The organism is Streptomyces ossamyceticus, assembly GCF_001418475.1.
In the GTDB taxonomy this organism is placed as follows: Bacteria; Actinomycetota; Actinomycetes; order Streptomycetales; family Streptomycetaceae; genus Streptomyces; species Streptomyces ossamyceticus.
The window spans coordinates 1-25,097 of sequence record NZ_LIQX01000269.1 but is presented as its reverse complement, the minus strand read 5'-3'; the positions used below and the strand labels follow the sequence as shown (position 1 = coordinate 25,097).

Here is a 25,097-nt window from a genome sequence, read left to right as displayed (position 1 = left end):
CACAATATATAGAGAGGCGGCCGGAGACGGCTTTGCCATGCCGTTTCCGGCTCAGGTCGGGCCCACGCCCCCCGAACGGGGGCACCCCCGCAGCGCAGGGCGTCCGCCGTAGCGGTGAGAACCTTGTCGTCGCCCCGTCCTGCGGGCCGGGGAACTGCGCGGTGAACAGTCGAACCGCCGGGAGAAGCGACAGGGAGATGTGACTGAGAGAAGCGACTGAGAGAAGCGGCGCATCCCGTCAAAGGAGCGCCGCTTCCTCGCCTTTCGCGCACCGGGACGGGTCGGACATGAATACGGCGTCGTATTGCAGCACCTGGCCCGTCCGCTGATCGATGAAGCAGGGCTCCATCCCCATCAACGTGAATCCGTAGCGGCGCTGGGCCAGCTCGATCGCCCGGTCGATCAGCAGACCGCCGTCGTACAGAGGTACGGACGAGACCTCCATCTGCAGCCCATGGCAACGCCGGATGCGGTCTCCGCCTCCGACGAGGACAGACTCCTCGTAACCCTGCACATCGAGTTTGAGGAACACGCGTTCCTGCGACTCCACCGCCTGTGGCCAGACCTCGTCCAAGCGGCGCTGTTCGGCTTCCTGCGTGCCGACATAACGAGCGCTGGGGCACGCCTGGACATGCCTCGGCAACATGGGCAGGACGGAACTGCTGGCTCCGTCATTGCCCGCCACATTCAGCGTGACCGTGGCCGTACGGTCACCGAGAGCGTAGGGGAAGACCCGCCACAAGGGGTCCCGCGCCGTGCACCGGTGCAGGGTCTCCAGCGCTCCATGCAACGGCTCGAACGACACGATGCGCCCCCGATATCCGAACCGGCGGAGCATCGCTCCGTACTGGCCGCCGTTCGCACCGACGTCGAGGACCACGTCGATGCCCGCGCGCAGCAACAGCCGCACCAAGCGGTAGTCGGAGGAGCATTCGGGAAACCGCTCGAAGTCGACGCCCAGGCGACGGGCCGCCAAGCGGGCCGTGTGTCGCAGACTCATCTGCCGCCTTCCTCCTCCTTCTTCATGCCGCCTCTGCCCGCTCCGACGGTCACAGGCCGACCAGCGCCTGCGCGGGAGAAGGCGACGCTGTGGCCACGACACCCTGCCCGAGCCCGTCCAGTTCCGCGTCCACCATCAGCCGGGCCAGTTCCGGGGCCAGCACGGTCGGCCGCCAGCCCAGGACGCGTGCGGCCTTGGAGGCGTCACCGACGAGATCGTCGATCTCGGACGGGCGCAGATAGCGGTCGTCGAAACGGACGTGGTCGCGCCAGTCGAGGCCGACGTGGGCGAAGCAGTGCTCGACGAATTCGCGCACGCTGTGGCTGACGCCGGTGGCGACCACGTAATCGTCCGGCTCGTCCTGTTGCAGCATCCTCCACATCGCCTCGACGTACTCGGCCGCGTACCCCCAGTCCCGTCGGGCGTCGAGATTGCCGAGGTAGACGACGTCCTGGAGGCCGGCCTTGATGCGTGCGGCGGCCATGGCCACCTTGCGGGTGACGAAGGTGGGGCCGCGGCGGGGGGACTCGTGGTTGAACAGGATGCCGTTGACCGCGTACATCCCGTACGCCTCGCGGTAGTTGCGGGTGGCCCAGTAGGCGTAGACCTTGGCGACACCGTAGGGGGAGCGGGGGTGGAAGGGCGTCCTCTCGTGCTGAGGCGGCAGGGAGGCTCCGAACATCTCCGAGCTGGAGGCCTGGTAGAAGCGGCAGGGAAGGCCCGTCGTCCTGATGGCCTCCAGCAGTCGCGTTGTTCCGAGCGCGGTGCAGTCACCCGTGAACTCCGGTTCGTCGAAGGAGACCCGGACGTGGGACTGGGCCGCCAGGTGGTAGACCTCGTCCGGCTGGACCTGCTCCAGGAGGCCGGCGATCCGGGTGCCGTCAGTGAGATCGCCGTAGTGGAGGAACATGCGAGCCTCGGGATCGTGCGGGTCCCGGTAGAGATGGTCGATGCGTTGCGTGTTGAAGGTCGAGGCGCGACGAACCATTCCGTGCACCACATACCCCTTCTTCAGCAGCAGCTCCGCGAGGTAGGAGCCGTCCTGGCCGGTGATACCGGTGATGAGCGCTTTCTTGACAGTCACATGCACTCCTTGCTGCGGGGTGACGCAGATGAGCGGAACAGCCTCCCCCGGGCAGTCAAACCCGTCAATTCGCCTTAATACCAATCATTGCAATCTTTGCCTGACTCAAGGCATATACCACTCATTTCGCCACTGGTGTCGTACGGTGAGGGCGGCACTCACTTGATCCGATCAGGGACGGACGTCTTGGACCTGCGCGACTACCTACGAGTCCTCTCTCGCCGCTGGCGTGCCATCACCGTGCTGGCCTTGCTCGGAACGGCGGTCGGGGCACTCATCACCCACACGGCGAACCCCGAGTACCGGGCCACTGCGAAGCTCTTCGTGTCCGTGCGGGAGGGGTCCGACACCCTCCAGCTCGCACAAGGAAATGTCTTCACCCAGGCTCGGGTCCGGTCGTACGCGGAGGTGGCGGCAAGTCCTCTGGTGTCCCGGTACGTCGTGGAGGCCCTGGGTCTCGACATGACGCCGCATCAACTGAGCCGTCGCATCAGCGCGACCACGCAGCCCGACACGGTGCTGCTCCGGCTCACCGTCACGGACACCCGGCCGGAGCGGGCTGCCCGCATCAGCAACGCTGTGGCCAAGCGCTTCGCCGAGGTGGTCCGCGGCCTTGAGCGCCCGGACGACGCGAGGACGTCCCCGGTGCGGCTGAGCATCACCCAACCGGCCTCCGTGCCCACCGCGCCCTTCTCCCCGCGCCCGGCGGTGAACCTCACCATCGGGCTGATGGCCGGGCTGGTCCTCGGGATCGGTTTCGCAGTGGCGAGGGAGTCGATGGATCGCTCGGTACGCGACATGCAGACGCTCACCGAGCTCCTGGCCGGGTCCGGTGGCCCTCCCGTGCTCGGCAGCGTCGCGCACGACCCACGGACGACCCGCCATCCCGTGGCACTGCTCGACGACTTGCACGGACCGCGCGCCGAGGGCTTCCGGCGGCTGCGTACCAGTCTGCGGTTCGTGGACGTGGACCAGCCGCCGAAGGTGATCGCGGTAACCAGCCCGCTGCCTCGTGAGGGGAAGACCAGTGTCGCGATCAACCTGGCCGCGGCGCTGGCCGAGACCGGTGCCTCGGTGTGCCTGGTCGACGCCGACCTGCGCCGGCCGTCCACTGCCCGTGTCCTGGGTCTGGTGCGGGACGCCGGGTTGACCACCGTGCTGATCGGCCAGGCCGAGGTGCACCAGGTGCTGCAGTCCGTGGGCTCCTTCTCAGTGCTGACCAGTGGCTCGGTGCCACCCAATCCCACCGAGCTGCTGGGCAGCGCCCAGTTGAGGGCCGTGCTGCGCGGCCTCGCAGAGAAGTTCGACCATGTCGTGGTGGACACCGCACCGGTGCTGCCGGTGGCGGACGCGTCCGTGATCGCCACCGTCGTGGACGGCTACCTGCTGGTGGTGCGGGCTTCACGCACCAGCCGCGACCAGGTCGGCGCAGCCCTTCGCGCACTGCAGCACGTCAGCGCTTCCGTGCTCGGCACGGTGCTGAACATGACGTCATCGAAGGAGGAGGGCAGCACGTACGGCTATACGTACGAATATCGGCCGCAGCACCGGACGGCCGGCCGATTCTCCAAACTACGCGGCGGCAGGCAGACGGCGCCCGTCGGTGGCGCTCCGGCCGTGCCGACTCCAGGCGGAGAGCAGGATGCCCAGGCCACCGGCGCACAGGAGGCACTCGACGTCGAGCCTCACTCCATGACCGCGGACCGGAGCGCTCAGCGGTGAGCTCGCCCGCCTCAGCACCCTGCGGGTACGCTCACCGCCCCCTCGATCGCTCCGCGCGCGTATTCGTGGCCGGAAGCCGTGGACTCGTCGGTTCCGCGGTGTGCCGGCACATGGAGCGGGAGGGCTTCACCGACGTGGTCGGACCCTGCTCCGCCCAACTGGACCTTCGCGAACGCCGTGCCGTCCTCGACTGGTTCGCGTCGACCCGGCCGGATGTGGTGGTGCTGGCCGCCGCACGAGTGGGGGGGATCAAGGCGAATGCCGCCCGTCCCACGGAGTTCCTCTCCGACAACCTGCGTATCCAGGTCAACGTGCTGGACGCGGCCCTGGAACACGGGGTGGAGCGGCTGCTGTTCCTGGGCTCCAGCTGCGTCTATCCGAAATTCGCCGACCAGCCCATTCGAGAGGAGGCGCTGCTGACCGGTGCGCTGGAGCCGACCAACGACGCCTACGCCATCGCCAAGATCGCCGGACTTCTGCACGTGCAGGCGGTGCGGCGGCAGCACGGTCTCCCCTGGATCTCCGCCATGCCGACCAACCTCTACGGCCCCGGCGACAACTTTCACCCCGAGCATTCCCATGTCCTGGCATCGCTGATCCGGCGCTTCCACGAGGCCCGTACGGCAGGGGCACGGCGAGTGGTGAACTGGGGTACCGGAACACCTCGCCGGGAGTTCCTGCACGTGGATGATCTGGCTCGGGCATGCCTGTACCTGCTGGAGCACTACGACGCGGACGGATCGGTGAATGTCGGCACCGGCACGGACCTGACGATCCGGGAGGCCGCCGAACTGGTGGCAGAGGTCGTCGGCTACCAGGGGGCCGTCGAGTGGGACGCGGCCCAGCCGGACGGCACCCCACGCAAGGTCCTTGACATCTCCCGGATCACCACTCTGGGATGGGCCCCGCGTATCGGCCTGCGGGAGGGGATCGCCGAAGCGTACGCCTGGTACGTGGAACACCGAGCGTCCGCTGCCCTGTGACACACCGCGCCGCTCCGCGCGCCAGCTCGGCACCGGGACCGGGACCGGGAGGACCATCTCATGCGGTGTTGATCGACCAGTTCGAGCGCACGCTCGGCGTAGTCGAATCGCGGTGAGCACACCGTCGCCCGGTTCCTACACATACGAAGGATCCAGAGCCGTACGGCGCAGACGGCACCTCGCGCGCACTACACGGGCGGGGCGGTGGCCGCATTCTTTGTCACGCGCAGCGCTGCCGCCTACTACGCCAACACCGGCCAGGCAGCGCCACGGCCCCTCGCTGAGCCTGGCACATCGTTGACGCTCCCCGGCACGGACAGTAACGCCCGGGGCCCAGAGCCGAGCACGCGCGGCAGGTCAGCTCGACCGTGCTGTCGCAGGCAAGTTCGCGGGCAGCCTCGAAACAGTGTGACGCCGGGGAAGGCGATGGTGAGCGCATCAGCGCAGGGCCTTCGGGGTGCACGCCGAACTCGGCCAGATGTTCCGTGGTAGCTTCCCCTCAACCGATCTAAGAGTGTCTTAGATTGGTTGAGGGGAAGTCCGTAGAGACGAGACGTCTGCCCCGGCGCCCCTTGCTCCTCACACGACACGCACAGGAGACAGGTCATGAACGACGCCCCCTCCGCGACCTGCGGACACGAGCGCATGAACGCGACGCCCTTCGGAGAATTCCCGGCACCCCTGGTGGACACCACCCTGCGGGAGGAGATCGCCCGAGGCGTCTTCGTCATCCCTGACCAGGGCAAACTCCTCGTCCCCAACATCGGGATCGTCGTCGGCGAGCACTCCGCCCTGGTCATCGACACCGGGCTGGGCCGGGCCAACGGCGAGCGGGTGCTCAGCGCCGCCCGTGAGGTCGCGGGCGACCGCAGGCTCTACCTCACGACCACCCACTTCCACGCCGAGCACGCGATGGGCGCCCCGGCATTCGCCGACGAGGCAACCATCATCTGCAACCGCAGCCAGCGTGACGAACTCCTCGCCGAGGGTGAACGCCACGCGGGGGGCATCCGCGCACTCGGCGGTGACTTCGCCGGCCTGCTCCCCGACGTCGAGACGGTCCTGCCCGACCTCGTCTACGACAGCGCACTCGACCTGGACCTGGGCGGCCGCGTCGTGCAGCTGCGCCACTTCGGCCCCGGCCACACCGCAGGCGACCAGATCGTCTTCCTTCCCGACGAGCAGATCATGTTCGCCGGTGACCTGCTGGAGAACAAGCAGCATCCCGTGCTGGAGGCCGAATCCGCGGGCAACGGCTCCGCCAAGTGGCTCGACCTGCTCCGTGCCCTGGAACGGCTGCACCCGAAGGTCGTCATACCCGGCCACGGCAACAGCACCGACGCCTCCCTGATCTCCGACTACCGCACCTACCTCACCGACCTGCGGGACGGCGTCCAGGCCGCCCAGGAGGCCGGAACCCCGCTGGAGGAGTACCTGCCGCTCCTCATGGCCTCCATGGCGGAAGGCCGTCTCGACTGGGCCAACGCAGGCTTCGCGGCTCTCACGGTCGACGCCGTCCACACCGAACTCGCCGACGGCCCCGGCCGACGCTGGACCACCGGCCTCGACGTCATCGGCCGGGAGCTCGCGCTGCCCGCCGACCAGGTCTTCGCCACCATGCGCGAACAGGTCGGCGAACTCGTCGCCCGCCAGATCGTCCGGGCCACCGGCGATGCCTGGAGTGATGGCGTTCTCACCCCCCGCGACCGCAGCCTGATCAGCATCGCCGCCCTGGCCGCCGGCGGCTCCGCACCGGAGTGGCTGCGCCCGCACATCCGGCTCGCCCTCACCAACGGGACCACCCTGGAAGAACTGGAAGGCATGGCAGCACTGCTGGCCGTCTACAGCGGAGCCCCCGCCGGCGCCGTGACCGCCCTCACCATCCACCAGGAAGCCGGCAAACCTACCCCAGGGAACTGACAGGGACCTCTGACACCCCTCCGCACACCCGACAACCCTGCACACACGATCGGTACGCCAGCCGCAGGCACCCGACTGATATCGCGACCATCACCGGCCGCCGGAGCCTGCCGGGTATCAGGCCGCAGCACTCCGGGCGAGGAGTGTGACAACTTCTCTCGCCCGGTCGGCCATCTGGCCCGCCGTCGCACCCGCCGCGAGACAGGCGTCCGAACTGAGCTGGGCAAAGCCCTGCGCCACCGCGACACAGGACAACGCCAGCTCGTGGGACCCGTCCGCTCCGGCAACCTCACCCGCGACCTCACGGATCAGCGCGACCGTGCGCTCCGCCTCGGCAGCCAGTCCCGGGTCGGTAGCGGGCCCCAGCCCGCAGTGAGACATGACGGCGAACACGGCCGGGTGCTCGCGGGCGAACCGTGTCTGTACGGCGGCAAGCCCGCCGAGCCGCTCAGCCGGATCGGCCACGGTGACCTGCCGCATCGCTCCACGGATCTCGCGGTACCCCTCGACCGCGACGTCCGCGAGCAGCGCCTCCCCATCGCGATAGTGCTGGTAGGGCGCTCCGCTGCTGACACCCACCCGCTTGGCGGCCTTCGAGAGGGAGAAGCCCGCCACCCCGGACTCCTGGACGATCTGGATCGCGGCAGCGCGCAGCGCGGCGGGCAGGCCGCCATGGTGATAGCCGGCACGAGCCGTCGCCGCCTGGATACTCATGACAGTCATGCTAATGGCGCGCTGGAAGCCCGAGGAGGCATGCGCAGCGGATTCCCTTTCCAACGCGCAGCGACTCAAAAGCCGGTGGATCGACCCTCCGGTACACGGGGCCCACATTCCCTTCGTCTCACCGACGACACCGTACGGTCCATCCCCGCGTTCTCGGGGCCGGCATGGAAGCGCCGGTGACGATGCCGTTGACAGCCGGGCTGTCCCGCGGGACACCGTAGGTACGGCGGGAGGCGAGGTGCAGCACGGTGATCTCGTGCGCGAGTGCGTCGTCGGCGGCCTGGCGCCTGCGGCGGGCGGCTTCGCCGTCGCGCCAGCACCGACACGAGCTCCTCACGCCCCACCCGGACCCGCTCGACCCGCTCCCGCGCGGCATCCACCTCCGCCTGAGCCTGCTCCAGGACCTCCGTCCAGGACTCCAGATCCTGCCTCGCCCGCACCTCACGCTGTTCCATCAGCCCCAGCACCGACGGCATCGCGACCTCCTCGATCAACAACAAGCCGACCGCTGCCTGCCCCTACCCCATCGCGATCACCCCCGCACACGAAGAAGTCCTTGCTCATCGAACAAAGCCTTCCTTTTCCGCAACGCGCGGGTACACGGATGGCCTGCCGGAATCAGAGCTTCCGGCAGGCCATCCGTGTATGAGCGCGTTCAGCGAACCTGTCGGTGATCCACCGGATCAGGTCACTTCCCGTAGTACGCGTTGTAGATCGAGATCGTCGACTTGTTGCCCTTCTTGTCGGCGATCTTGGCGTGGAACGAGATCCCCTTGCCCTTGGCCGGGTTCGTGACCGCGATCCTGCCGTTCTTGACGGTGACCTTCTTCCAGGTCTGGCCGTGGTCGTACGACACGTACACCGACAGGGACTTCAGGTTCGAGCCCGCTGCCGAGCCCTGGACAGTCACCGGGACGGAGACCTTCTTGTTGGCCGGGGCCCTGCTGTCCAGGCCGACGGCCGCGTCGAAGCGGATCGAGGACGCGGGCAGCTTGGCCAGGTCGGCCTTCTTGGAGCGGAAGGTCCAGCTGGCGTCGACGCGGGTGGAGGCCGCGGCGACCTTGACGCTGCGCCTGACGGAGGTGGTCAGCTTGTACGCGGCGTCGTCGGCCGGGACCGTGAAGATGCCCGCCCCTTCCAGCGGGTCGCTGTTCGAGCCGACCTTGGTGCCGTTGCGGTAGAGGGTCGTGGTGGCCGACGAGTAGAGCGAGGAGCCGGCGTGGGTCTGGCCGTCGGCGAACAGCGGCAGGGAGCCGTAGATGTCGTTGCCCTCGCGGTAGATACCGAGGTTTGAGTCGACGCGCGGGCCGAAGACCGCCGTGTTGAAGGTCTTCTCGTAGCTCTTGCCGGCCTTGAGGGTCCCCGGGGTGCCGAGCGTGTAGAAGGCCTCCACGATCGGGGAGCCGGACTCGTCGACCCCGCCGTGCTGCTCGAAGTCGAGTTTCCACTTCGCCCCGCCCGCGGTGGACAGGCGCAGCGTGCGCGTGCCGGGCAGCGTCTGCTGGACCTCGGGCACAAAGGTGCTCGTACTGCCGGGCAGCTCGCCCCAGGCGTGGATCGCGCCCTTCTTGCCGCTCGACGAGGCGCCCAGACCGGTCTTCACCGTGGCCAGTTCACTCGCCTTGTAGTGCTTGGTGTAGCCGGTGGCGAGCTGCTTGACCTTGCCGCCGGCGAGGGTGTCGTACTCCTCGGCGGGCTTGGTCCAGTGACCGCCCCACTGCTGGTACAGGGTGCCGTCGGTGACCTGCGGACCGGCGTGCGCGGTACGGAAGTTGGCATACGAGTCCAGCCACCAGCCGAACGAGCGGCTGCCGTCCGGCACGCCGACGGTGTACAACGGCATAGCGGCCTCTGGCTTCGCCGCCGCGTCGGGCACGGTGATGTCCACCGGCTTGGTGGTCCGCGCGTCCACCGTGATCGTGGCCTTCTTGGTGATGCTCAGCTTCGGCTGCGTCACCCAGTCGAAGCCCTTGGCGGAGTCGTCCGGGTCGACGGAGACGGACGAGTTGAAGATGTAACCGCCCTTGGGAACACGGACCTTGACGGTGCCGGACTCGTCGTAGGGCGCGTACCACTTGTCCTGTGCCAGTCCGGAGACACCGTCCAGACTGGTGCCGTAGTACTTCGCCGGATTGCCGTCACGGCCGAGGAACTTCAGCGTGACGTCGTACGACTCCACCTCGCGCTGCACCGCCGCCGCCGTGCGTGTGCTCTGGCCGCCACCGGTCGCGGTCACGTACGCGGAGTAGGCGCCGTCGACCGTGCCGCCCAGCCTGGTGTCGACCGTGAGGTCGGTGGAGGCCGAGCCGCCCGCCGGGACGGTCAGCGTCTTCGCGCCGAGCGTGAAGAAGCCGGCCGGTGCGGCCTGCCCCTTCGGATCGGTGCCCGCCACCGCGAGGGTCAGCGTGACGTCGGTCGTCCCGAGGTTCTTGTACGTGACCTTCTCGGTGACCGGCGTGTCGTCGGTGTGCGGCCACTGCTGGAGGCCGAAGCTCACCGACGACGGGTCGGCGACCACGGTCTGCTTGATGGCCTTGTCGATCTGGATCCGGCCCGAACCCTGCTGGAACGGCGTGTAGGCGCCGCCCTTGGCGGAGCCGGTCAGCGCGCCCTTGAGCTGGGTGTACGTCCAGCCGGGGTGCTGCTGCTTCAGGATCGCCGCGGCGCCCGCGACATGCGGGGTCGCCATCGACGTACCCGAGATGCTCACGTAGCCGGCCGGCTTCTCGCCGACCTCCTCGGCTATGACGCTGCCCGGGGCCGAGGCTGCCGTGATGTCCACGCCGGGCGCGGTCACGTCGGGCTTGATCTGTCCATTGAGGCCGGGGCCCATGCTGGAGAGCTCGGCCAGCCTGTCCTTGTCGTCGACGGCGCCCACGGTGAGCGCGGCTTCCGCGCTGCCCGGGGAGTTGATCGTCCGCTCGGCCCCGTCGTTGCCCGCGGCAATCGTGAAGAGGGTGCCCTTCTCCTTGGACAACTTGTTGACCTGGGCCTCAAGCGGATCGATGTCGGGAGTGTCCACGTCGCCCAGGCTGAGGTTCACGACGTCGGCGCCCTGCTCGACCGCCCAGTCCATACCGGCGATGATGCCGGAGTCGTCGCCGTAGCCGTCGTCGCCGAGCACCTTGCCGCTGAGCAGCTTGGCTCCGGGCGCGACGCCCTTGTACGTGCCCGCGGACCCCGCGGGAGACGCAGCGCCCGTACCGGCCGCGATGGACGCCACGTGCGTGCCGTGGCCGTGCCTGTCGATCGCGTCGGCGGCGGTGGAGAAGTTCTTCTCGGCGATGACCTGACCCTTGAGATCGGCGTGGGTCCCGTCGACACCGGTGTCGAGGACGGCGATCTTGACGCCCTTGCCGTCGTACCCGGCGGCCCACGCCTCGCCGGCGCCGATCTGCGGGACGGACTTGTCGAGGCTGGCCTTTCGGACCCCGTCGAGCCACACATGGGCGACACCGGAGGCGGTCCTCGCGCCGTCGAACCCCGCGTCGGTGACGGCGGCCCACAGGTCGGGCGCGTCATCCTTGGGCGTCAGCACCGCGTCCGCGTTCAGCGACTTGAGAGTCCTGCGGACCTCGGTGTCACCTGCGTCACGGACGTCCGCCTTCGCCGCAGCGGCCGCGCCGCGGTAGCCGACGATCAGCTTGAGTCCCTGCTTCTGCGCCTTGCGGTTGGCCGACTTGTCGAGCTCGGTGACGTCGAAGAGCCGCTGGTCGAGCTTGCCGGTGGCGATCAGCCGCGCGGCGTCGGCCGGCACGACGAGGGTGTGTCCTTCGGCCTTGCGGATCTGGACGGGTATCCCTTCACGGCCCTTGGCCCGCTCCAGGCCGATGACACGGCCCTTGGCATCGACGACGACACGGTCGCCGGTGATCAAGGTGATGCGGTGCTTGGGCGCGGTCCACACGGCCGGGGCGCCGGCCGGGTCATTGGCTGCACGCTCGGCCTCCGCCGACGCCGGGCCGGTCATGCCCGCCGCCACGGCCACGGCTACCGCCGTGGCGATCGTGGCCGTGCACGCTCTTTTCACTTGTCTGCGCAAGTCTCCCCCTGGAGGCTGTCTGGAACTGGTCGTCGCCCGGGTGTAATCGCCGGTTTTCCGCTGGTCAGGCGTAGATGTGCCGCCGCCCGCTTCGCCATTGACGCGGTGTTCCTCATGCCGGCTCGTAAGGGACAGGGGTTCGCTTTCGCTCGCCCGCTCGGGCTTCCCCTTCGCTTGTGGCGTGATGACGGCCCGTCGTGCCCTTGAGCTTGACCACCTCGGCGCAGCACCCCCGCGTCACCGGCGACGCACCCGAGGCTGCGGACCGGCCGTCGGTCACAGGCCAAAGCGGTCGATTCCTCTCCTTGCAACCACCACTGCATGACGGCGACTTCACGTCGCACAGAAAGCGCGAGGCTGGAGCGGTGGTCAGCGACAAGGGTGCGGTGACGACAAGGGCTTTGGCTGGGCTCGGTGATGGTCGACGGGTGGGCGCGGGAGGAAGAACTGTCCTGGCCGCGGCGGGGGAACGTTCAGCAACGGACACGTGCGGCAAGACCTTTCAGCAGTGGCGAAGACACTCCGCCAGCGTGCCGGGACCTCGTTGACCGGATGCTGATCCAACCTGACCGGCCGATCAGGAAGGCGGCCCGACGCTGTGCAAGGCTGCACCGCATGCGCATCCTGGTGGTCGAAGACGAGGTGGACCTTGCCCACACCCTGCACACCGGTCTGACCGCCGAGGGCTACAGCGTCGACCTCGCCCACGACGGGCGGCAGGGCCTGTGGATGGCCCGGACCGGCGAATACGCCCTGGTCGTACTGGACTTGATGCTGCCCGGACTCAACGGCTACAAGGTCTGCGCCCAACTGCGCCGAGAGGGCAACGCGACCCCCATCCTGGTCCTCACCGCCAAGGACGGGGACTGGGATCAGGCAGAGGCCCTGGACACAGGGGCCGACGACTACCTGGCCAAACCCTTCTCCTACATGGTGCTCGTCGCGCGGCTGCGGGCCCTGGTCAGACGAGCCGCCGCGGTCGCGCCACCCGTCCTTGCCGTGGGCGACCTCTCGCTGGACGTCGCCGGCCGGATCTGCCGCCGGGCCGGAGCCCGGGTGGAACTCACACCCCGGGAGTTCGCCGTGCTGGAGGTGCTGGCCCGCCGGGCGGGCCAGGCGGTCTCCAAAGCGGATCTGCTGTATCACGCGTGGCCCGACGAAGCCTGGGATCCCAACCTGGTGGAGGCGCGCGTCAGCGCGCTGCGCAAGAAGGTCGACGCCGCCTTCCACCGGCAGTCCCTGCAGACCGTGCGGGGTACCGGCTACCGATTGGTGGACGACCGTGAACGCGACTGAGCCGCGACGCCGTTGGTGGCCGACCCTGAAGGCGACCGGGCCGCGACGCCGCTGGTGGCCGCGTTCGGTACGAGCCCGCACGGCCCTGGCCGCCGCCTCGGCCGCCGCCGTCATCCTGGCCGGCATCGGCTGGTGGGTACACCACGACGTCTACCGCGAGAGCACAGGGATCGCCCAAGGGCAGACGCAGAAACAGTTCTTGGCTCTCGTCGATCAGCTGGAGAAGGGTGCGGTTCCCGCTCGCCGAAGCACCGTGCCGTACGAGATCGTCGCGACCGGCCGACGCGCCGCCGTCGCCTACGGCGGAGGCATGGAGGAGTTCGATCCCGGCACCCGTCATGTGCTGCCCGCCCCACCGAAGGCCGAGTTGCCCGCCCCACCGGACGAAGGGCCGAACTGGGGCTATACGACCCGTCCCGTGCGCCTGCCGGCCCGCCCCGGCTCCGCACCCGGGGACCGGTTCGGCAAGGACGGCGGAACCTACCAGGTCATGTACGACGATGTCAGGGCCGATGAACTGAGCAGCGGCACGGTCGCCGCTCTGGGTGTCGCCGACGACGCCCAGCTGCGGGTCTATGTGGTGGTGCTCCCGCACGCAGCCGAGGACATCGCCGGGACCATCACCGAGGCCACAGACCGCCTGCTGCTGCGGGCCGGGCTCGTCGGCCTCGTACTGATCGCCGCCGTCGCCTACTTCGCCGTCCGCATCGCGCTGCGGCCGGTCGAAGCCATCCGCGTCCTCACCGCCTCGGTCACCGCGAACGACCCCCGCGAACGCGTCACAATCCCCAATACGGGGGACGAGATCGCCGCCCTGGCCACCACCATCAACACCACCCTCCAACGCCTCGACGACGCTGCCGCCCAGCAGCGCCGCTTCGTCGCGGACGCCGCCCACGAACTACGCAGCCCCCTCACCACACTGCTCGCCAGCCTGGAAGTCGCGCTCGCCTACCCGGAACGCACCGACTGGCCCGCCGCGGCCACCACCGCCGCACGACAGACCCGCCGCCTCCAGGCCCTCGCCGAGGACCTGCTGCTCCTCGCACGCCTCGACACCCGCACCCCCGCAGCCGGCCCCGACACCGTCGACCTGACAGCCCTCGCCTCCCGGCTGACCGAGCAATACCCCCTCACCGGACGGCCGCTGACCCTCACCTGCGACAGCACCGCCCCCGCACACGTACACGGAAACCCCGACGCATACGAACGACTGCTGCGCAACCTCGTCGACAACGCCGCCCGCCACGCCACACACCGCATCCAGATCACCGTCCGGAACCAGGACGGCCAGGTCGACCTCACGGTGCACGACGACGGACCGGGCGTGCCCGCCGAAGACGCCGAGCGCATCTTCGAACGCTTCGTCCGGCTCGACGACGCCCGCTCCCGCGACCACGGCGGCACCGGCCTGGGCCTCGCCATCGCCCGCGACCTGGCCCACCGCCACCAGGGCACCCTCACCCTCACCCCCCGAACCCTCGGAGCATGCTTCCGACTGCGCCTCCCCCAAGCCCCCACCGCAGCGGAGGAATAGCGCGCTTCACCCAGGCAGCACTGGCCATCCGACGAGACATCGGTGGCCGGCCAAGCACAAACGGCACGGCGCCGCCAATTGCACCGGATGCGAACTGGCGACAACTGCTGTGTCGGCACCAGCGAGGGCGGACAACACCTCGCTGAACAGGGATGTCCGGGCCGTTGCGTCGCGCGACGGTAGTGGCTGGCGAGACCTGATAGCGCAGCCGCTGTCACTCGTCCGGATGGACGACCTGCGGTTTCGCCGCCGCCTCGCGTCCGATGCGGTTCTCTCGCAAGCACGGGCGCGGCGACCGACGACCGCTGTACCGGGGCGCACGGGTGACAGTCGCCGACTACCTCATCGACACCTCCGCCCTCGACCGCGTCCTGCTCCGCCAGAACACCACCGAATGGGACGACAGGATCGCCGCCGGCCTCGTCGCGATCTGCGACCTCACCGAACTGGAAGTCCCGCACTCGGCCCGTTCCCCCATGGACCGCACCCGCTTCAAGGCCGCACTCGACGCCCACTACGCCTGGTGCCCCATGCCCCACGGCGCCTACCGCCGCTCCCGCGTCCCCAGGAACAGCTGACCGCCAAAGGAGAGCACCGCAGCGCGGGCCCCTTAGACCTCCTGGTGGCCGCAGCCGCGGAAGAAGCGGGACTCACCCTCCTCCATCACGACCGCGACTTCGAAACCATCGCCCGCACGACAAATCAGCCGGTCCGCACGATCGACCTCAGGCAGTAGAGCTCGCGCGGTACCGACGGCCACCAAACTTCTGACCGACCCGGCCGCCTGGCGGTCAGTCCGCAGCCGCCTGGGCCATCTCCCGGCACCCATGGCCACCGGGCAGACTTCCGAATCCTCATGTCCAGCCAGCGTCCAGAATTCGACGTCCAGACGCTCGCACAGCCCACCCACGACGCCATCCTCCAGCCGTAGGCCGATACGTCCGCGCAGGTCAAAGCGATCCCAACGCACATTGACGGCCACGGAGTTGAACTCACGAGCAGCGGATTCAGCCCCGCAGCCCAAAGTCCTGAATCCGCACCCCTGCCGAGACGTTTCCGCAGGTCAGAGACCTGCGCAGTGGGGCGGGTGGGACTCGAACCCACGGCCGACGGATTATGAGTCCTTTGAGAATCTTGGCGACCCTTGTCAATCAATGCTCATCTTCGCCGTTTTCCCAGGTCAGGCGAGGTTTGGCGCCTCAGCCCTTCCCGGCCCTTGTCAGTCTTTTCCGATCCTTGTGTCCAACCTGCGTCCAGAACGCGTCCCGGAAGGACAAGCCCAACCAGCTTCCGAGACGATCACCGCAGCTCGGGAGTGCGCCTCGAACCCACGCGCAACGGATTGGCTTACCAACGAGGTGACGCTCCACCCCTCGTCGGGGGGAGCATCATCCCCGACTTCAAGCAGCGAGTTCGCCAGCCAGACTGCGGGCAGACCTGGGTCGCGGCGTTTCGATCGGATCAGCCGAGGACGTAGCTCTCATCACCGAAGTCAGCGACGATCTTCAACTTACCGCCGAGCGCCTTGACGTAGGCAGCGAGGGTGTCGACCTCACTGCGCTCCAGTTGACCCTTCTCGATGCGCGAGACGCGGGCCTGGGTGACGCCCATGGCTTCGGCGACCTGGACCTGTGTGGTGTGCTGCCGCTTCCGCAACTCGGCGAGGCGGTGCACACGGGAGGCCAGGACCATCGCCTGCGCCCCCTTCTGGATCTGGTCCTTTTCGACATCCGTGAAGGCGAAGTCCTCAGCCAGATCTCCCCAGGAGACGGCCTGCGGGTCCTTGAGGTGATCAGTCATCGTGCCTCGTCCTCTCCATCGATTCGCTTCAGATGCTCCGCGTACGCCTGCTCCGCCTGAGGCACCGCGACGCGATACCAGCCGGACCAGTTGCCCGCCTTGTCGCCGCCGACCAGAATCACGGCCTGCCGGTCCGGGTCGAACACGAACAGCAATCTCACTTCTGTGGCCCCTGCCGAGCCGGGTCGAAGCTCCTTGAGGTTCGACAGCACCGAGCCCTTGATCGTGTCCACCAGAGGCCTGCCCAGCGCGGGACCTTCTTCTTGAAGGGCAGTGACAGCCTGGCTGACCTGAATCAAAGTGTCACGGTCAGTACGACGCAGACCGTGAAGCCAGGACAGAGCCGGCTCGACCACGACAATCTTCCAAGCCATGCACGTGCCCCCATCTGCAATTTATTACACTGGTAGCATACACCACTGACGTCATAGCGGCAGATGCGAGGCCACGCTGGCCCGGTCGGGTTGGCCGCCCCTCGGGTCTTGTACCGGGAGGCGGCGCGGATGCGATCGCCGTCCACGGGGTCGGGGAAGCCGGAGTGGATGCAGCAGTCCGGGCGATGCGCCGCTGCTCTCGTCCACCTCACTGACGACCAGCTCCAGCACAGCCCCCGGCAGAGCAACCCGGCCGGGGGCAGATACCTCTTGCCGAGTCACAGCCCTGGCCGCCCGCCCAACCCCCTCGGCCTCGCCGACACTCTGTCTCATCGTCGTCCTGGTCGGTGGTTTCATGCGATGACGGACCCGCATGTCGACTCCCGGCGGCAGGTGCGCGGGGCTCCCGGAGCTGTGGGGGAGGGTCCCGACGGCGTCCGTCAGGAGTGCGGCTCGAATCGGGGCGGACTCAGCTCCGAACGGGTTCATGGTCCTCTGAGCAGCGGGGGCCTGAGCCGCAGTGCGGCAGGATCTCGTCGATCCCGCGAGATCGGCTCCGGCCAGGGAGACACCGAAGGCGCCGACGTACGAGCTGGGGCCACAGGAGCTGGCCGCAGATCACACCGAGGAACTGTTCGGCCACTGCGGAGGCCTGCTGTGTCTGCCCGTCGGCCGAGCGGAAGTCGAGTGTGCCTGCCTGCGCTTCGGCGTACAGGTATTCGCGGAGCCGGTCGAAGAAGGGTTCGCGGTCGATGGCGAAGCCGGCGGCGAGTCGGCGGCTGGTCGCTCGCGGTGACGTGTCCCATCGTTTCCCGGCATCCGACAAAACGCTCGGCGGGTGGTGGTCACCCGGTGGTCATCACGTGACACTCCGGCAGCAAGGTCTCGGTGCCGGCCATGAGCTTCTCCTATATGGCCGACGGCCGGATCGGCGGCGAACGGGCCCAGCGACCTCCCGCAAGAGTTCGGCCCCCTCTTCTTGATCCGGCGTCTTCACGCGAACAGCGCCCGCTGCGGTGAGAGCTGTTGCCCCTGTCACCGAGACTCTCAGGGGTGCGGTAGTGCGGCTGCTGAGGCGATCGAGGGAGATGCGCATGAGGCGACCCTGGCCCGAATGGCTTTAGCCGGTCGTCAGAGCGGCACTCAACGAGCTTCAGAGACGATCCCCCCGCTCGGAGTGCGCCTCGAACTCCCCTGCAGCGGATTTCCCTTCCCCCGCGCGACGGGTGGGGTCGGGTTCATGAGGGCGGCATCGCGGACCATCGCGAGCATCACGCTGATCCTCTGACGGACGAGGCGGAGGAGAGTCCGGGCAGGGACCTTTCCTCAGCGCGGTTGCACAAGAGTGACCGGAACACATTGTCGCGGCATACTGGACGATATATATTCCCTAATACGCAACCTGTGTCTCAAGCCACGGGAGACGCCATGAACGCTTCGCACGTGGCCCGAGGAGTCTTCATGTTCCAGGCCCATGCCGTGCGGGGAGTGTGGCCCCGCGCCGCTGGCCTCGATGCCCGAGCCGCGAAAAGTGCTGTCGACTCGGTGACTTGGAAACACGACGCGCGACAGCGCCCTCGCCAAGATCGCGAACGTGGTCTCCGGACGCTGAGCGCAGACCTCCCGACGCGAACGCACGTATGGCAGCGAACCCGAAACCAGTGCTTTGCACCCAGCGCGGAGCCCTCACGTCAGGAGAACCGTCCGTGACCATCAGTTCGCCAACCACCGCCATAGCCGACGCGAAAGCGACCGAGCTCCCAGAGCCTGCGCCGAAGCCAACGTCTGTCACCCCCGGACAGACCGAGTCCGCGCTCGGTCTGTGGACGGACGGCCGCGGCGCCGAAGTCGGCTACTGGGAATGCAGTCCAGGTCGATTCGCCGCGACCCGCGACGGTTACAGCGAGATCTGTCAGATTCTTTCGGGACGGATGACCTTGTACCCGACCGGTGCAGAACCCATCGACCTTGGGCCAGGAAGCACCATCGTCATGCCGGAGGGATGGACAGGGGATTGGGAGATTCACGAGACGGTCCGCAAGCTGTACGTCATCATCAGTTATCCGGCCGAACCCGGAGCGTAAGACCCTTGCTCTCCGTTCGGCGGCTCCCTCACGCTCGTGACCCAGTCCTCAGCCAATCGTGACGAGCTTTTCGTCGCGGTCACCGATGAACTGATCAGTCCGTACGAATCCCAGATGGAGGAGATCGACCGGCCGGATCGCGCTCGTGTCCCATCGCGGCGAACACGGCTGGAGCGGCCACTTCTTCGGTGCGCCGGAGGGAGCGCATGCCCTCCCTCCGGCGCCCACGGCTCCAGGAACTGGTGCCCGACGGCGATCTCGAAGCGTTCGCCGGCCAACTGCGGGCCCTGACCAACGGCGTCATCCTGTCGGTGGTCGAGCATCCGGGCCTGTGTCCGCGGGACCGCGTGGAGTGGGTGGTCGCACGCGGCCTGGTCGGCCGGGGAGTGCGGCGTCCGGCCGGTGAACCGGACCCCGTGGCACGGCAGTCGGGGGATTCGTCCCGCAAGGCGGCACACGGCGCATTTCCCGGCCCCGAGCCCGGCCCGGTACGGCGCCGAGATGTCCGGCCCGGCGGCGGGAGCGGGCGTTCCGAGCGGCGCGCTGTTTGCCCGTCCAGTGTTCTCCCACGACGTCGAGGCCAGCACAACCTCTTGATCGAACAGCTCAGGCTGTAGATCCACGCCATCGCCGACGTCCGGCCGTCCAGACCTGCGACCCGGCGTCTCAGCCGACGGCGACGTAGACCTTTCGCAGGGGGGAGCGGACCTCCCACTCGGTTCGCTCCCCCGCCCGCAGGCGTACCACGACAACGGGGGCCAGCTCGATGCTGTCCCCGGTGTCGAATCGCACGGTCGCGTCACCGGCGAGCACGACGAAGACCTCGTCGGTCTCGATGTCGCGCACCGTACCGGTCGTCAATGTCCACACTCCGACTTCGGGGCCCCCGAGCTCACCGAGGGTCTTCGCGGCCGCCACCGGACGTCCCACGAGGATGTCGTGCGCTTCCAACGGCAGCGGGTCGAGCTCTACCTCGTGTGCGTTGACGAGGCGGTCCATCGCCACACTCCCCTTGTAGTCCGAGGGCACGAGATCCGTCAGTCTTTCAGACTGATGCGCCGGAGGTGGCGCGGCGGCGCGGGACCCAGCCGGGCCGGGGCACGGCGGACAGCAGACGCCGGGTGTAGGCGTCCTGCGGGTCGTCCAGGACGGCGGTGGTGCGGCCCGCTTCCACGACGCGCCCCCGGTGCATGACGACGCAGTCGTCGCTGATCTGCCGTACGACGCCCAGGTCGTGGGAGATGAAGAGGTACGCCACTCCGGTCTCGGCGCGCAGGTCGGTCAGCAGGTTGATGATCTGCGCCTGGACGCTGACGTCGAGGGCGGCGACCGCCTCGTCGAGGATGAGCAGCCGGGGTTCGAGGGCGAGGGCGCGGGCGATGGCGGCGCGCTGGCGCTGGCCGCCGGACAGGGCGCGGGGCCGGGCACCGCCCTGTCGCTTGTCCAGGCCCACCTGGTCGAGGAGTTCGGCGACCCGTTCGCGCCGACGAGCGGCGTCCCAGTCGAAGTGGGCGCGCAGGAGTTCCTCGATGGCTCCCTCGATCGTCTGCCGGGAGTCGAGGGAGGTGTAGGGGTCCTGGAAGACCATCTGGATCTGGCGTGCCCGTGCCTTGCGGGCTCCGCGTCCGGCGCGGGCCGCCTCGCGCGACTCGCCGTCCAGGGTGATCCGACCCGCGGTGGGGGTCTCCAGGCCGACGACCATGCGGGCGACAGTGGTCTTTCCCGAGCCCGACTCCCCCACCACGGCCAGCGATCCGCCGGGCGGCAGGGTGAAGCTGACGTCGTCCACGGCGACGAGATCACCGGCGGGCTCCCCGGCCGAGGCGCGCACCGGAAAGACCTTGCGGAGGTTCTCCACCCCCAGCAACTCACTCATACCGACTCCGTCTGCTCGTCGTGCTGGTGATCGGCGTGACCGTCCGCCTCGTAGGTGATCCGGCCGCGCAGTTCCTCGGCCCGGTGGCAGGCCACCTGGTGGTCGTCGACCGTGCGCAGTGCCGGCCGCTCCGCGCGGCAGCGGTCCTGTGCGAAGGGACATCGTTCGGTGAAGACGCAGCCGGGGCCGGCCTCGAAGGCGGAGACGGGGCGGCCGGGGATGGCCCACAGCCGTTTGACGTCGACGGTGCTGGGGCGGGAGGCCAGCAGACCGACCGTGTAGGGGTGCAGAGCGGTCTCGTGCAGGTTCGCGGAGGCCGCCGTCTCCAGGACGGTCCCCGCGTACATGACGGCGATCCGGTCGGTGACCGCCGCGGCGAGGTCGAGGTCGTGGGTGATGAAGACCAGGGCCAGGCCGCGTTCACGGCGCTGCTCGTCGAGGATCGCCATCACCTCCTCCTGGGTGGTGACGTCCAGGGCGGTGGTGGGTTCGTCCGCGATGAGCAGACGGGGCTTCGTCAGCATCGCGGAGGCAATCATGACGCGTTGCAGGAGGCCGCCGGAGAGCTGGTGCGGGTACTGCCGCATCCTGCGCGGGGCATCGGTAATGCCGACTTCCCGCAGGAGGGCGACGGCGCGTTCCTCTGCCTCCTTGCGGGACACCTTCTGCTCGCGCAGGGCCTCGGTGAGGAAGGCGCCCACGGTGTAGACGGGATTGATCGCCGCGCGGGGGTCCTGGTAGACCATGGCCACTTCCGAGGAGCGGTAACGCCTCAGAGCCCGACGGTCCATACCCGTCACGGGGGTTCCGTCGAACAGGACGTCCCCGTCGGTGGCCGCCCCGTGCGGGAGCAGGCGCATCAGGACGCGGGTCGTCATCGACTTGCCCGAGCCCGACTCCCCGACCAGGCCGAGCGCCACTCCGGCGCCCACCTCGAAGCTCACGTCGTGCAGCACCCGGCGGGGTTCGCCGCGCACCGGGATGTCCAGGCGCAGGTGGCTGACCCGCACCAGGGGATCGGCTCCCGGGGGATTCGGCCGGCTGTTCATGCCCTGACCTCCGCGCGTTCGGCCAGTCGCTCGCCCAGCATGTTGAAGGCGACGACGGTGATGATGATCATGAAGCCCGCGGCCAGTGATTCCTGCGGACTGCCGTTCAGCAGGGCCGTGCGGCCGTCCGCGACCATCAGGCCCCATTCGGCGCTGGGCGGCTGGATGCCGAGGCCCACGAAGGAGATGGCGCCGAGGTCGAGCAGACTGCTTCCGAGCGAGGTGACCGCCTGGGCCCGGACGAGCGGCAGCACGTTGGGCAGGATGTGGCGCACGCAGATGCGCGGCCCGGACAGTCCGGCCAGGGTGCAGGACTCGATGTAGGGCAGGTGCCTCTCCCGCAGCGCGGCGGAGCGCACCACCCGGGCGATGTACGGCGTGTACGCGACCGCCAGCGCCACCACGGGAGCGGTGAGACCGGGCCCGAACAGGACGACGCTGAGCACGGCGAGGAGCAGCGGGGGGAAGGCGAAGGCGATGTCGAGAACGCGGGTGAGGAGCCGGTCGAACCAGCCGCCGAACCACACGGCCGCGATGGCCAGGGCGGTGCCCGCGGCGGTGGCGATGACGACGACGAGCACCGGGCCCAGCAGGCTCAGCCGGGCTCCGTACAGCACACGGGTGAAGATGTCGCGTCCGACCTCGTCCGTGCCGAACCAGTGCTGGGCCGACAGTCCCTGGGCGGCGGCCAGGATGTCGGTCTGGCTCGGGTCGTAGGGGGCCAGCAGCGGGGCGGCGACGGCGACCAGGATCGCCAGCGCGCACCACAGCACGGACAGGATCAGGACGGGGTCGGCCTTCCGCCACCGGCGAAGGCGCGACGGCGGCGAAGCCGTCACGGGCGTACTCGTCACGGCGGTCATTTGCGTCCGCCCTTCGTGCGCAGTCGGGGATCGAGGACGGTGTGCAGGGCGTCGACCAGCTGGGTGGTGACGACGAAGGCGATGATGATCAGCGAGGCGACGGCCAGGACCACGTTGTAGTCCTTCGCGCTGACACTGCGCAGCATCAGCGTGCCCAGGCCGTCGATGCCGAAGGCCTGCTCCACGACGGCGGCGCCGGCGAGCAGCCCGGCGACGGTGAGGCCGTAGACGGTGGAGATCGGGATGGCGGCGTTGCGCAGCACGTGCCGGCGGAAGACGGTGACCGGGGGCAGGCCCCGGCCGGTGGCCGTCCCCACGTGCTCGCTCGCCTTCTCCGCCCGCAGCGAGGTGCGGGTGATCTGGGCCAGCCAGGCGCACCAGCCGATGGCGAGGGCGAGGGCGGGCAGGGTCAGGTGCCACAGCTGGTCGGTGAAGCCGCTGCCCGCTCCGACGGCCGGGAACCAGCCGAGCCCGAGGGCGAGCGCGCTGACCAGGATCGGTGCGGCGACGAAGCCGGGGATCGCGAGAGCGACGGAGGTGAGCGCGGCCATGGGGCCGTTCAGCCGGCGGAAGGCCCCGCCGAGCACGCCCAGCAGGAGCCCCAGCAGGAGGATGAGCACGGCGGCGTAGACGACGAGGAAGACGGTGGTGCCGAACCTGGGCCCGAGCAGGTCGGCCACGCTGCTGTTGCGGTAGACGATGGACTGGCCGAGGTCTCCCCGGGGGAGCCCGGACAGCCAGTCGAAGTACCGCACGACGAGGGGCCGGTCGAGTCCCAGTTCCTGGTGCAGCTGGGCGATGCGTTCCGGCGTCGGGTTTCGGCCGGCGAGGGCCAGCGCCGGGTCTCCCGGAGCGGCGGCCAGTGCCGCGTACACGGCGAACGTGGCCACCACGACGGTGAGGACCGCGCCCGCCAGGCGCCGGACAATGGCGCGGATCCGCCACAGTGTCCGCCCGGAGAACCGGGAAACAGCGGAGTGCAGGGTGAGGGTCATGATCGCTGCGATACGTCCGGCCGGGGCCGCGTATCTCCTCCTTTCCAGCGGCGGGGCGGGCTCCGGAACCGGCGGCTACCGGCTCCGGAGCCCGGCAGGGCTAGCTGGGCGAGCCCAGCAATGCCAGGGACGGGGTGAACATGTACGCCATCGACGTGGTGGCGCCGGTCAGCTTGTCGCTGAAGTAGGAGATCTCGTACGGGGCGACCAGCGAGGTGTCGTGATAGCTGCTCTGGAAACGCTCCTGCAGGGTCAGGACGTACGGGGCCCGCTCACGGGGGTCCTCGATACCCCGGGCCGTGTTGTACGCCTTGGTGGCCACCGGGTCGTCGAACCCGAAGTTGTACGCCGAACCCGGCACGGCGAGGAAGCCGAGCAGTTCCAACGGGTCGGTCGTCTGGTTGAACCCGACGGCGAGCGTCAGGTCGACGCCCTTCCTGGCCGACGGGTTGACGAAGGTGTCGCCGTACTGCAGCGGCTGCCGGGCGTCGATGGCCACGGACAGGCCGATCACCTTGGCCTGCTGCTGGATCAGCTGGGCGACCTGCGACTGGGTCTCGTCGCCCGCCATCGTGACCAGCTTCAGCGTCCTGCCCTTCGCCTTGCTCGACGCCATGAGCTTCTTGGCGGCGTCGATGTCGTAGGCGTTGGCCTTCTCGTACTCGCGGGCGGCCGCCGCGTAGAGGTCCTCGGCGCCCTTGTCACGCGAACTCGGTGGAAGGGACGTGTAGTTGGGGGTGGCGGCGCCCTTGAAGACGACGTCCGCGATGCCCTTGCGGTCGATGGCCTTGAACAGCGCCCGGCGCACGTTCTTGTCCGCCAGGGGGGCGCTGGTGCTGTCGGCGACCGAGAGTTCCAGGTACTGGAAGGCGGGACCGTAGTGCAGGGAACCGCTCTTGGCGGACTTCAGGCTGGAGATCACCGCAGGCGGCACCTCCCAGGCGCCGTCGACCTCACCGGAGACCAGTGCCTGGGTGAGGGCGCTGGAGTCGGACAGGGGCTTCAACGTGACGCGCCGGGCGTGCGCCTTGTAGTCCGGGTTCCAGTAGGCGTCGTTGCGCTCCAGTTCGATGGCGGAGCCCGAGGTCCACGAGCCGAACTTGAACGGGCCGCTGCACATCAGCCCGCCCTTGGCGGTGCCGAGGTTCTTGCCGGCCTTCTCGGCCCACGCCTTCTCGATCACCGCGTAGCTCGGCGCGGCGAGCTGCTTCACGAACTGCTCGTCGTACGACTTGAACTTGACGGTCACCTCGTACGGACCGGACGCCGAGGCGGACTTGGCCAACTGGAGCGGCCCGCCGGTGATGGCTCCGGGGCCGAGGCTGCGCTCCATGCTGTAGGCGACGTCCTGTGCGGTGAGGTCCTTGCCGTCCCAGAACTTGATGCCCTTCCTGATGGTCAGGACGAGCGTCTTCTTGTCGGTCCAGTTCCAGGACGTGGCCACGTTGGGCTTCAGGTCGAAGTCCGGGGTCAGGCGCAGGATCGGATCGCACAGGTTGGAGATGACCAGGTCCGTGCTGTAGTCGATGGCCTGCAGCGGGTCGATGGAGGCGGGTTCGCCCTTCGGCAGGCCGATGGTGAGGTGGTCCACGTCCTTCGCGGCCGCGGCGGGGAGCTGGCTGACCAGCTTGGGCTTCGCATGGTTCGACGACTCCTTGCCGCCCGCACCGCCGCCCCCGCAGGCCGTGGCGAGAAGAGCACTGGTGCAGAGGACGCTGAGCAGAGCGGCCGTACGGCGGCGGCCCCGGC

19 protein-coding genes and 1 pseudogene are annotated in these 25,097 nt (G+C 68.9%); 8 read left to right on the top strand and 12 right to left on the bottom strand.

Annotation, left to right across the window (positions count from 1 at the left end; translation table 11 throughout):
* Positions 1–238 precede the first annotated feature (238 nt).
* Complete coding sequence (locus AOK15_RS20830; protein ID WP_055519080.1) at positions 239–1,000, bottom strand: FkbM family methyltransferase; 762 nt, start codon at positions 998–1,000, stop codon at positions 239–241.
* 49 nt (positions 1,001–1,049) lie between these two features.
* Positions 1,050–2,084, bottom strand: a complete 1,035-nt coding sequence (gene gmd / locus AOK15_RS20825) for a GDP-mannose 4,6-dehydratase (RefSeq protein ID WP_055519078.1) — start codon at positions 2,082–2,084, stop codon at positions 1,050–1,052.
* Positions 2,085–2,270: 186 nt separating this feature from the next.
* Here gmd and AOK15_RS20820 point away from each other — a divergent pair, with 186 nt between their 5' ends.
* The 3 genes from AOK15_RS20820 to AOK15_RS20810 all read left to right on the top strand — a co-directional run bounded on the left by AOK15_RS20820 (position 2,271) and on the right by AOK15_RS20810 (position 6,709).
* Positions 2,271–3,806, top strand: coding sequence for a tyrosine-protein kinase domain-containing protein (locus tag AOK15_RS20820; protein WP_240508519.1), 1,536 nt, complete (start codon positions 2,271–2,273; stop codon positions 3,804–3,806).
* Between the two features lie 110 nt (positions 3,807–3,916).
* A complete protein-coding gene (locus AOK15_RS20815) occupies positions 3,917–4,789 on the top strand; it encodes a GDP-L-fucose synthase family protein (RefSeq protein ID WP_420876934.1) in 873 nt (290 codons plus the stop codon).
* A 606-nt stretch (positions 4,790–5,395) separates the two neighbouring features.
* A complete protein-coding gene (locus tag AOK15_RS20810) occupies positions 5,396–6,709 on the top strand; it encodes an MBL fold metallo-hydrolase (protein ID WP_055519073.1) in 1,314 nt (437 codons plus the stop codon).
* Between the two features lie 117 nt (positions 6,710–6,826).
* Here the strand turns inward: AOK15_RS20810 and AOK15_RS20805 are convergent, their stop codons facing one another.
* Together AOK15_RS20805 and AOK15_RS20800 are read right to left on the bottom strand one after the other, a co-directional pair.
* Entirely contained in the window at positions 6,827–7,423 is a 597-nt protein-coding gene (locus AOK15_RS20805) for a TetR/AcrR family transcriptional regulator (protein WP_157870317.1), read from the bottom strand.
* 697 nt (positions 7,424–8,120) lie between these two features.
* Positions 8,121–11,462: a S8 family peptidase gene (locus AOK15_RS20800; RefSeq protein ID WP_055519069.1), complete on the bottom strand. Its 3,342-nt coding sequence runs from the start codon at positions 11,460–11,462 to the stop codon at positions 8,121–8,123.
* Positions 11,463–12,089: 627 nt separating this feature from the next.
* On the opposite strand from AOK15_RS20800, the gene AOK15_RS20795 reads away from it, so the two are divergent.
* The 3 genes and pseudogenes from AOK15_RS20795 to AOK15_RS20785 all read left to right on the top strand — a co-directional run bounded on the left by AOK15_RS20795 (position 12,090) and on the right by AOK15_RS20785 (position 15,043).
* Positions 12,090–12,770: a response regulator transcription factor gene (locus AOK15_RS20795; RefSeq protein ID WP_055519067.1), complete on the top strand. Its 681-nt coding sequence runs from the start codon at positions 12,090–12,092 to the stop codon at positions 12,768–12,770.
* 25 nt (positions 12,771–12,795) lie between these two features.
* Positions 12,796–14,307 carry a sensor histidine kinase gene (locus AOK15_RS20790; RefSeq protein WP_055519120.1) on the top strand — a complete coding sequence of 504 codons (1,512 nt, stop codon included), beginning with the start codon at positions 12,796–12,798 and terminating at the stop codon, positions 14,305–14,307.
* Between the two features lie 323 nt (positions 14,308–14,630).
* Positions 14,631–15,043, top strand: a pseudogene (locus AOK15_RS20785) (PIN domain-containing protein).
* Positions 15,044–15,768: 725 nt separating this feature from the next.
* On the opposite strand, the gene AOK15_RS20780 reads toward AOK15_RS20785, so the two are convergent.
* Positions 15,769–16,107 carry a helix-turn-helix domain-containing protein gene (locus AOK15_RS20780; protein WP_055519065.1) on the bottom strand — a complete coding sequence of 113 codons (339 nt, stop codon included), beginning with the start codon at positions 16,105–16,107 and terminating at the stop codon, positions 15,769–15,771.
* Positions 16,104–16,481 carry a type II toxin-antitoxin system RelE/ParE family toxin gene (locus tag AOK15_RS20775; protein ID WP_055519063.1) on the bottom strand — a complete coding sequence of 126 codons (378 nt, stop codon included), beginning with the start codon at positions 16,479–16,481 and terminating at the stop codon, positions 16,104–16,106. The genes AOK15_RS20780 and AOK15_RS20775 overlap by 4 nt, the downstream gene beginning before the upstream one ends.
* A 520-nt stretch (positions 16,482–17,001) precedes the next feature.
* Between AOK15_RS20775 and AOK15_RS45125 the strand changes: the two genes are divergently transcribed.
* On the top strand, positions 17,002–17,277 hold the full coding sequence (locus tag AOK15_RS45125) for a hypothetical protein (protein WP_157870316.1): 276 nt from the start codon (positions 17,002–17,004) through the stop codon (positions 17,275–17,277).
* A 910-nt stretch (positions 17,278–18,187) separates the two neighbouring features.
* Positions 18,188–18,565 carry a cupin domain-containing protein gene (locus tag AOK15_RS42395; protein ID WP_205632181.1) on the top strand — a complete coding sequence of 126 codons (378 nt, stop codon included), beginning with the start codon at positions 18,188–18,190 and terminating at the stop codon, positions 18,563–18,565.
* 666 nt (positions 18,566–19,231) lie between these two features.
* Here the strand turns inward: AOK15_RS42395 and AOK15_RS20770 are convergent.
* The 6 genes from AOK15_RS20770 to AOK15_RS20745 all read right to left on the bottom strand — a co-directional run.
* Entirely contained in the window at positions 19,232–19,564 is a 333-nt protein-coding gene (locus tag AOK15_RS20770; RefSeq protein WP_055519061.1) for a cupin domain-containing protein, read from the bottom strand.
* Positions 19,565–19,610: 46 nt separating this feature from the next.
* The gene (locus tag AOK15_RS20765) at positions 19,611–20,441 is read right to left on the bottom strand and encodes an ATP-binding cassette domain-containing protein (RefSeq protein WP_055519059.1); all 831 of its coding nucleotides are present in this window, start codon (positions 20,439–20,441) and stop codon (positions 19,611–19,613) included.
* Positions 20,438–21,490 (bottom strand): ABC transporter ATP-binding protein, encoded by a 1,053-nt coding sequence (locus tag AOK15_RS20760; protein ID WP_055519057.1) that lies wholly within the window; start codon positions 21,488–21,490, stop codon positions 20,438–20,440. The genes AOK15_RS20765 and AOK15_RS20760 overlap by 4 nt, the downstream gene beginning before the upstream one ends.
* Positions 21,487–22,353: an ABC transporter permease gene (locus AOK15_RS20755; protein WP_055519054.1), complete on the bottom strand. Its 867-nt coding sequence runs from the start codon at positions 22,351–22,353 to the stop codon at positions 21,487–21,489. Before AOK15_RS20755 ends, AOK15_RS20760 begins: the two co-directional genes overlap by 4 nt.
* Positions 22,350–23,348, bottom strand: coding sequence for an ABC transporter permease (locus tag AOK15_RS20750; protein WP_055519052.1), 999 nt, complete (start codon positions 23,346–23,348; stop codon positions 22,350–22,352). Before AOK15_RS20750 ends, AOK15_RS20755 begins: the two co-directional genes overlap by 4 nt.
* A 100-nt stretch (positions 23,349–23,448) precedes the next feature.
* Positions 23,449–25,097: ABC transporter substrate-binding protein (locus AOK15_RS20745; RefSeq protein WP_055519050.1), on the bottom strand; the 1,649-nt coding region annotated here is incomplete at its 5' end.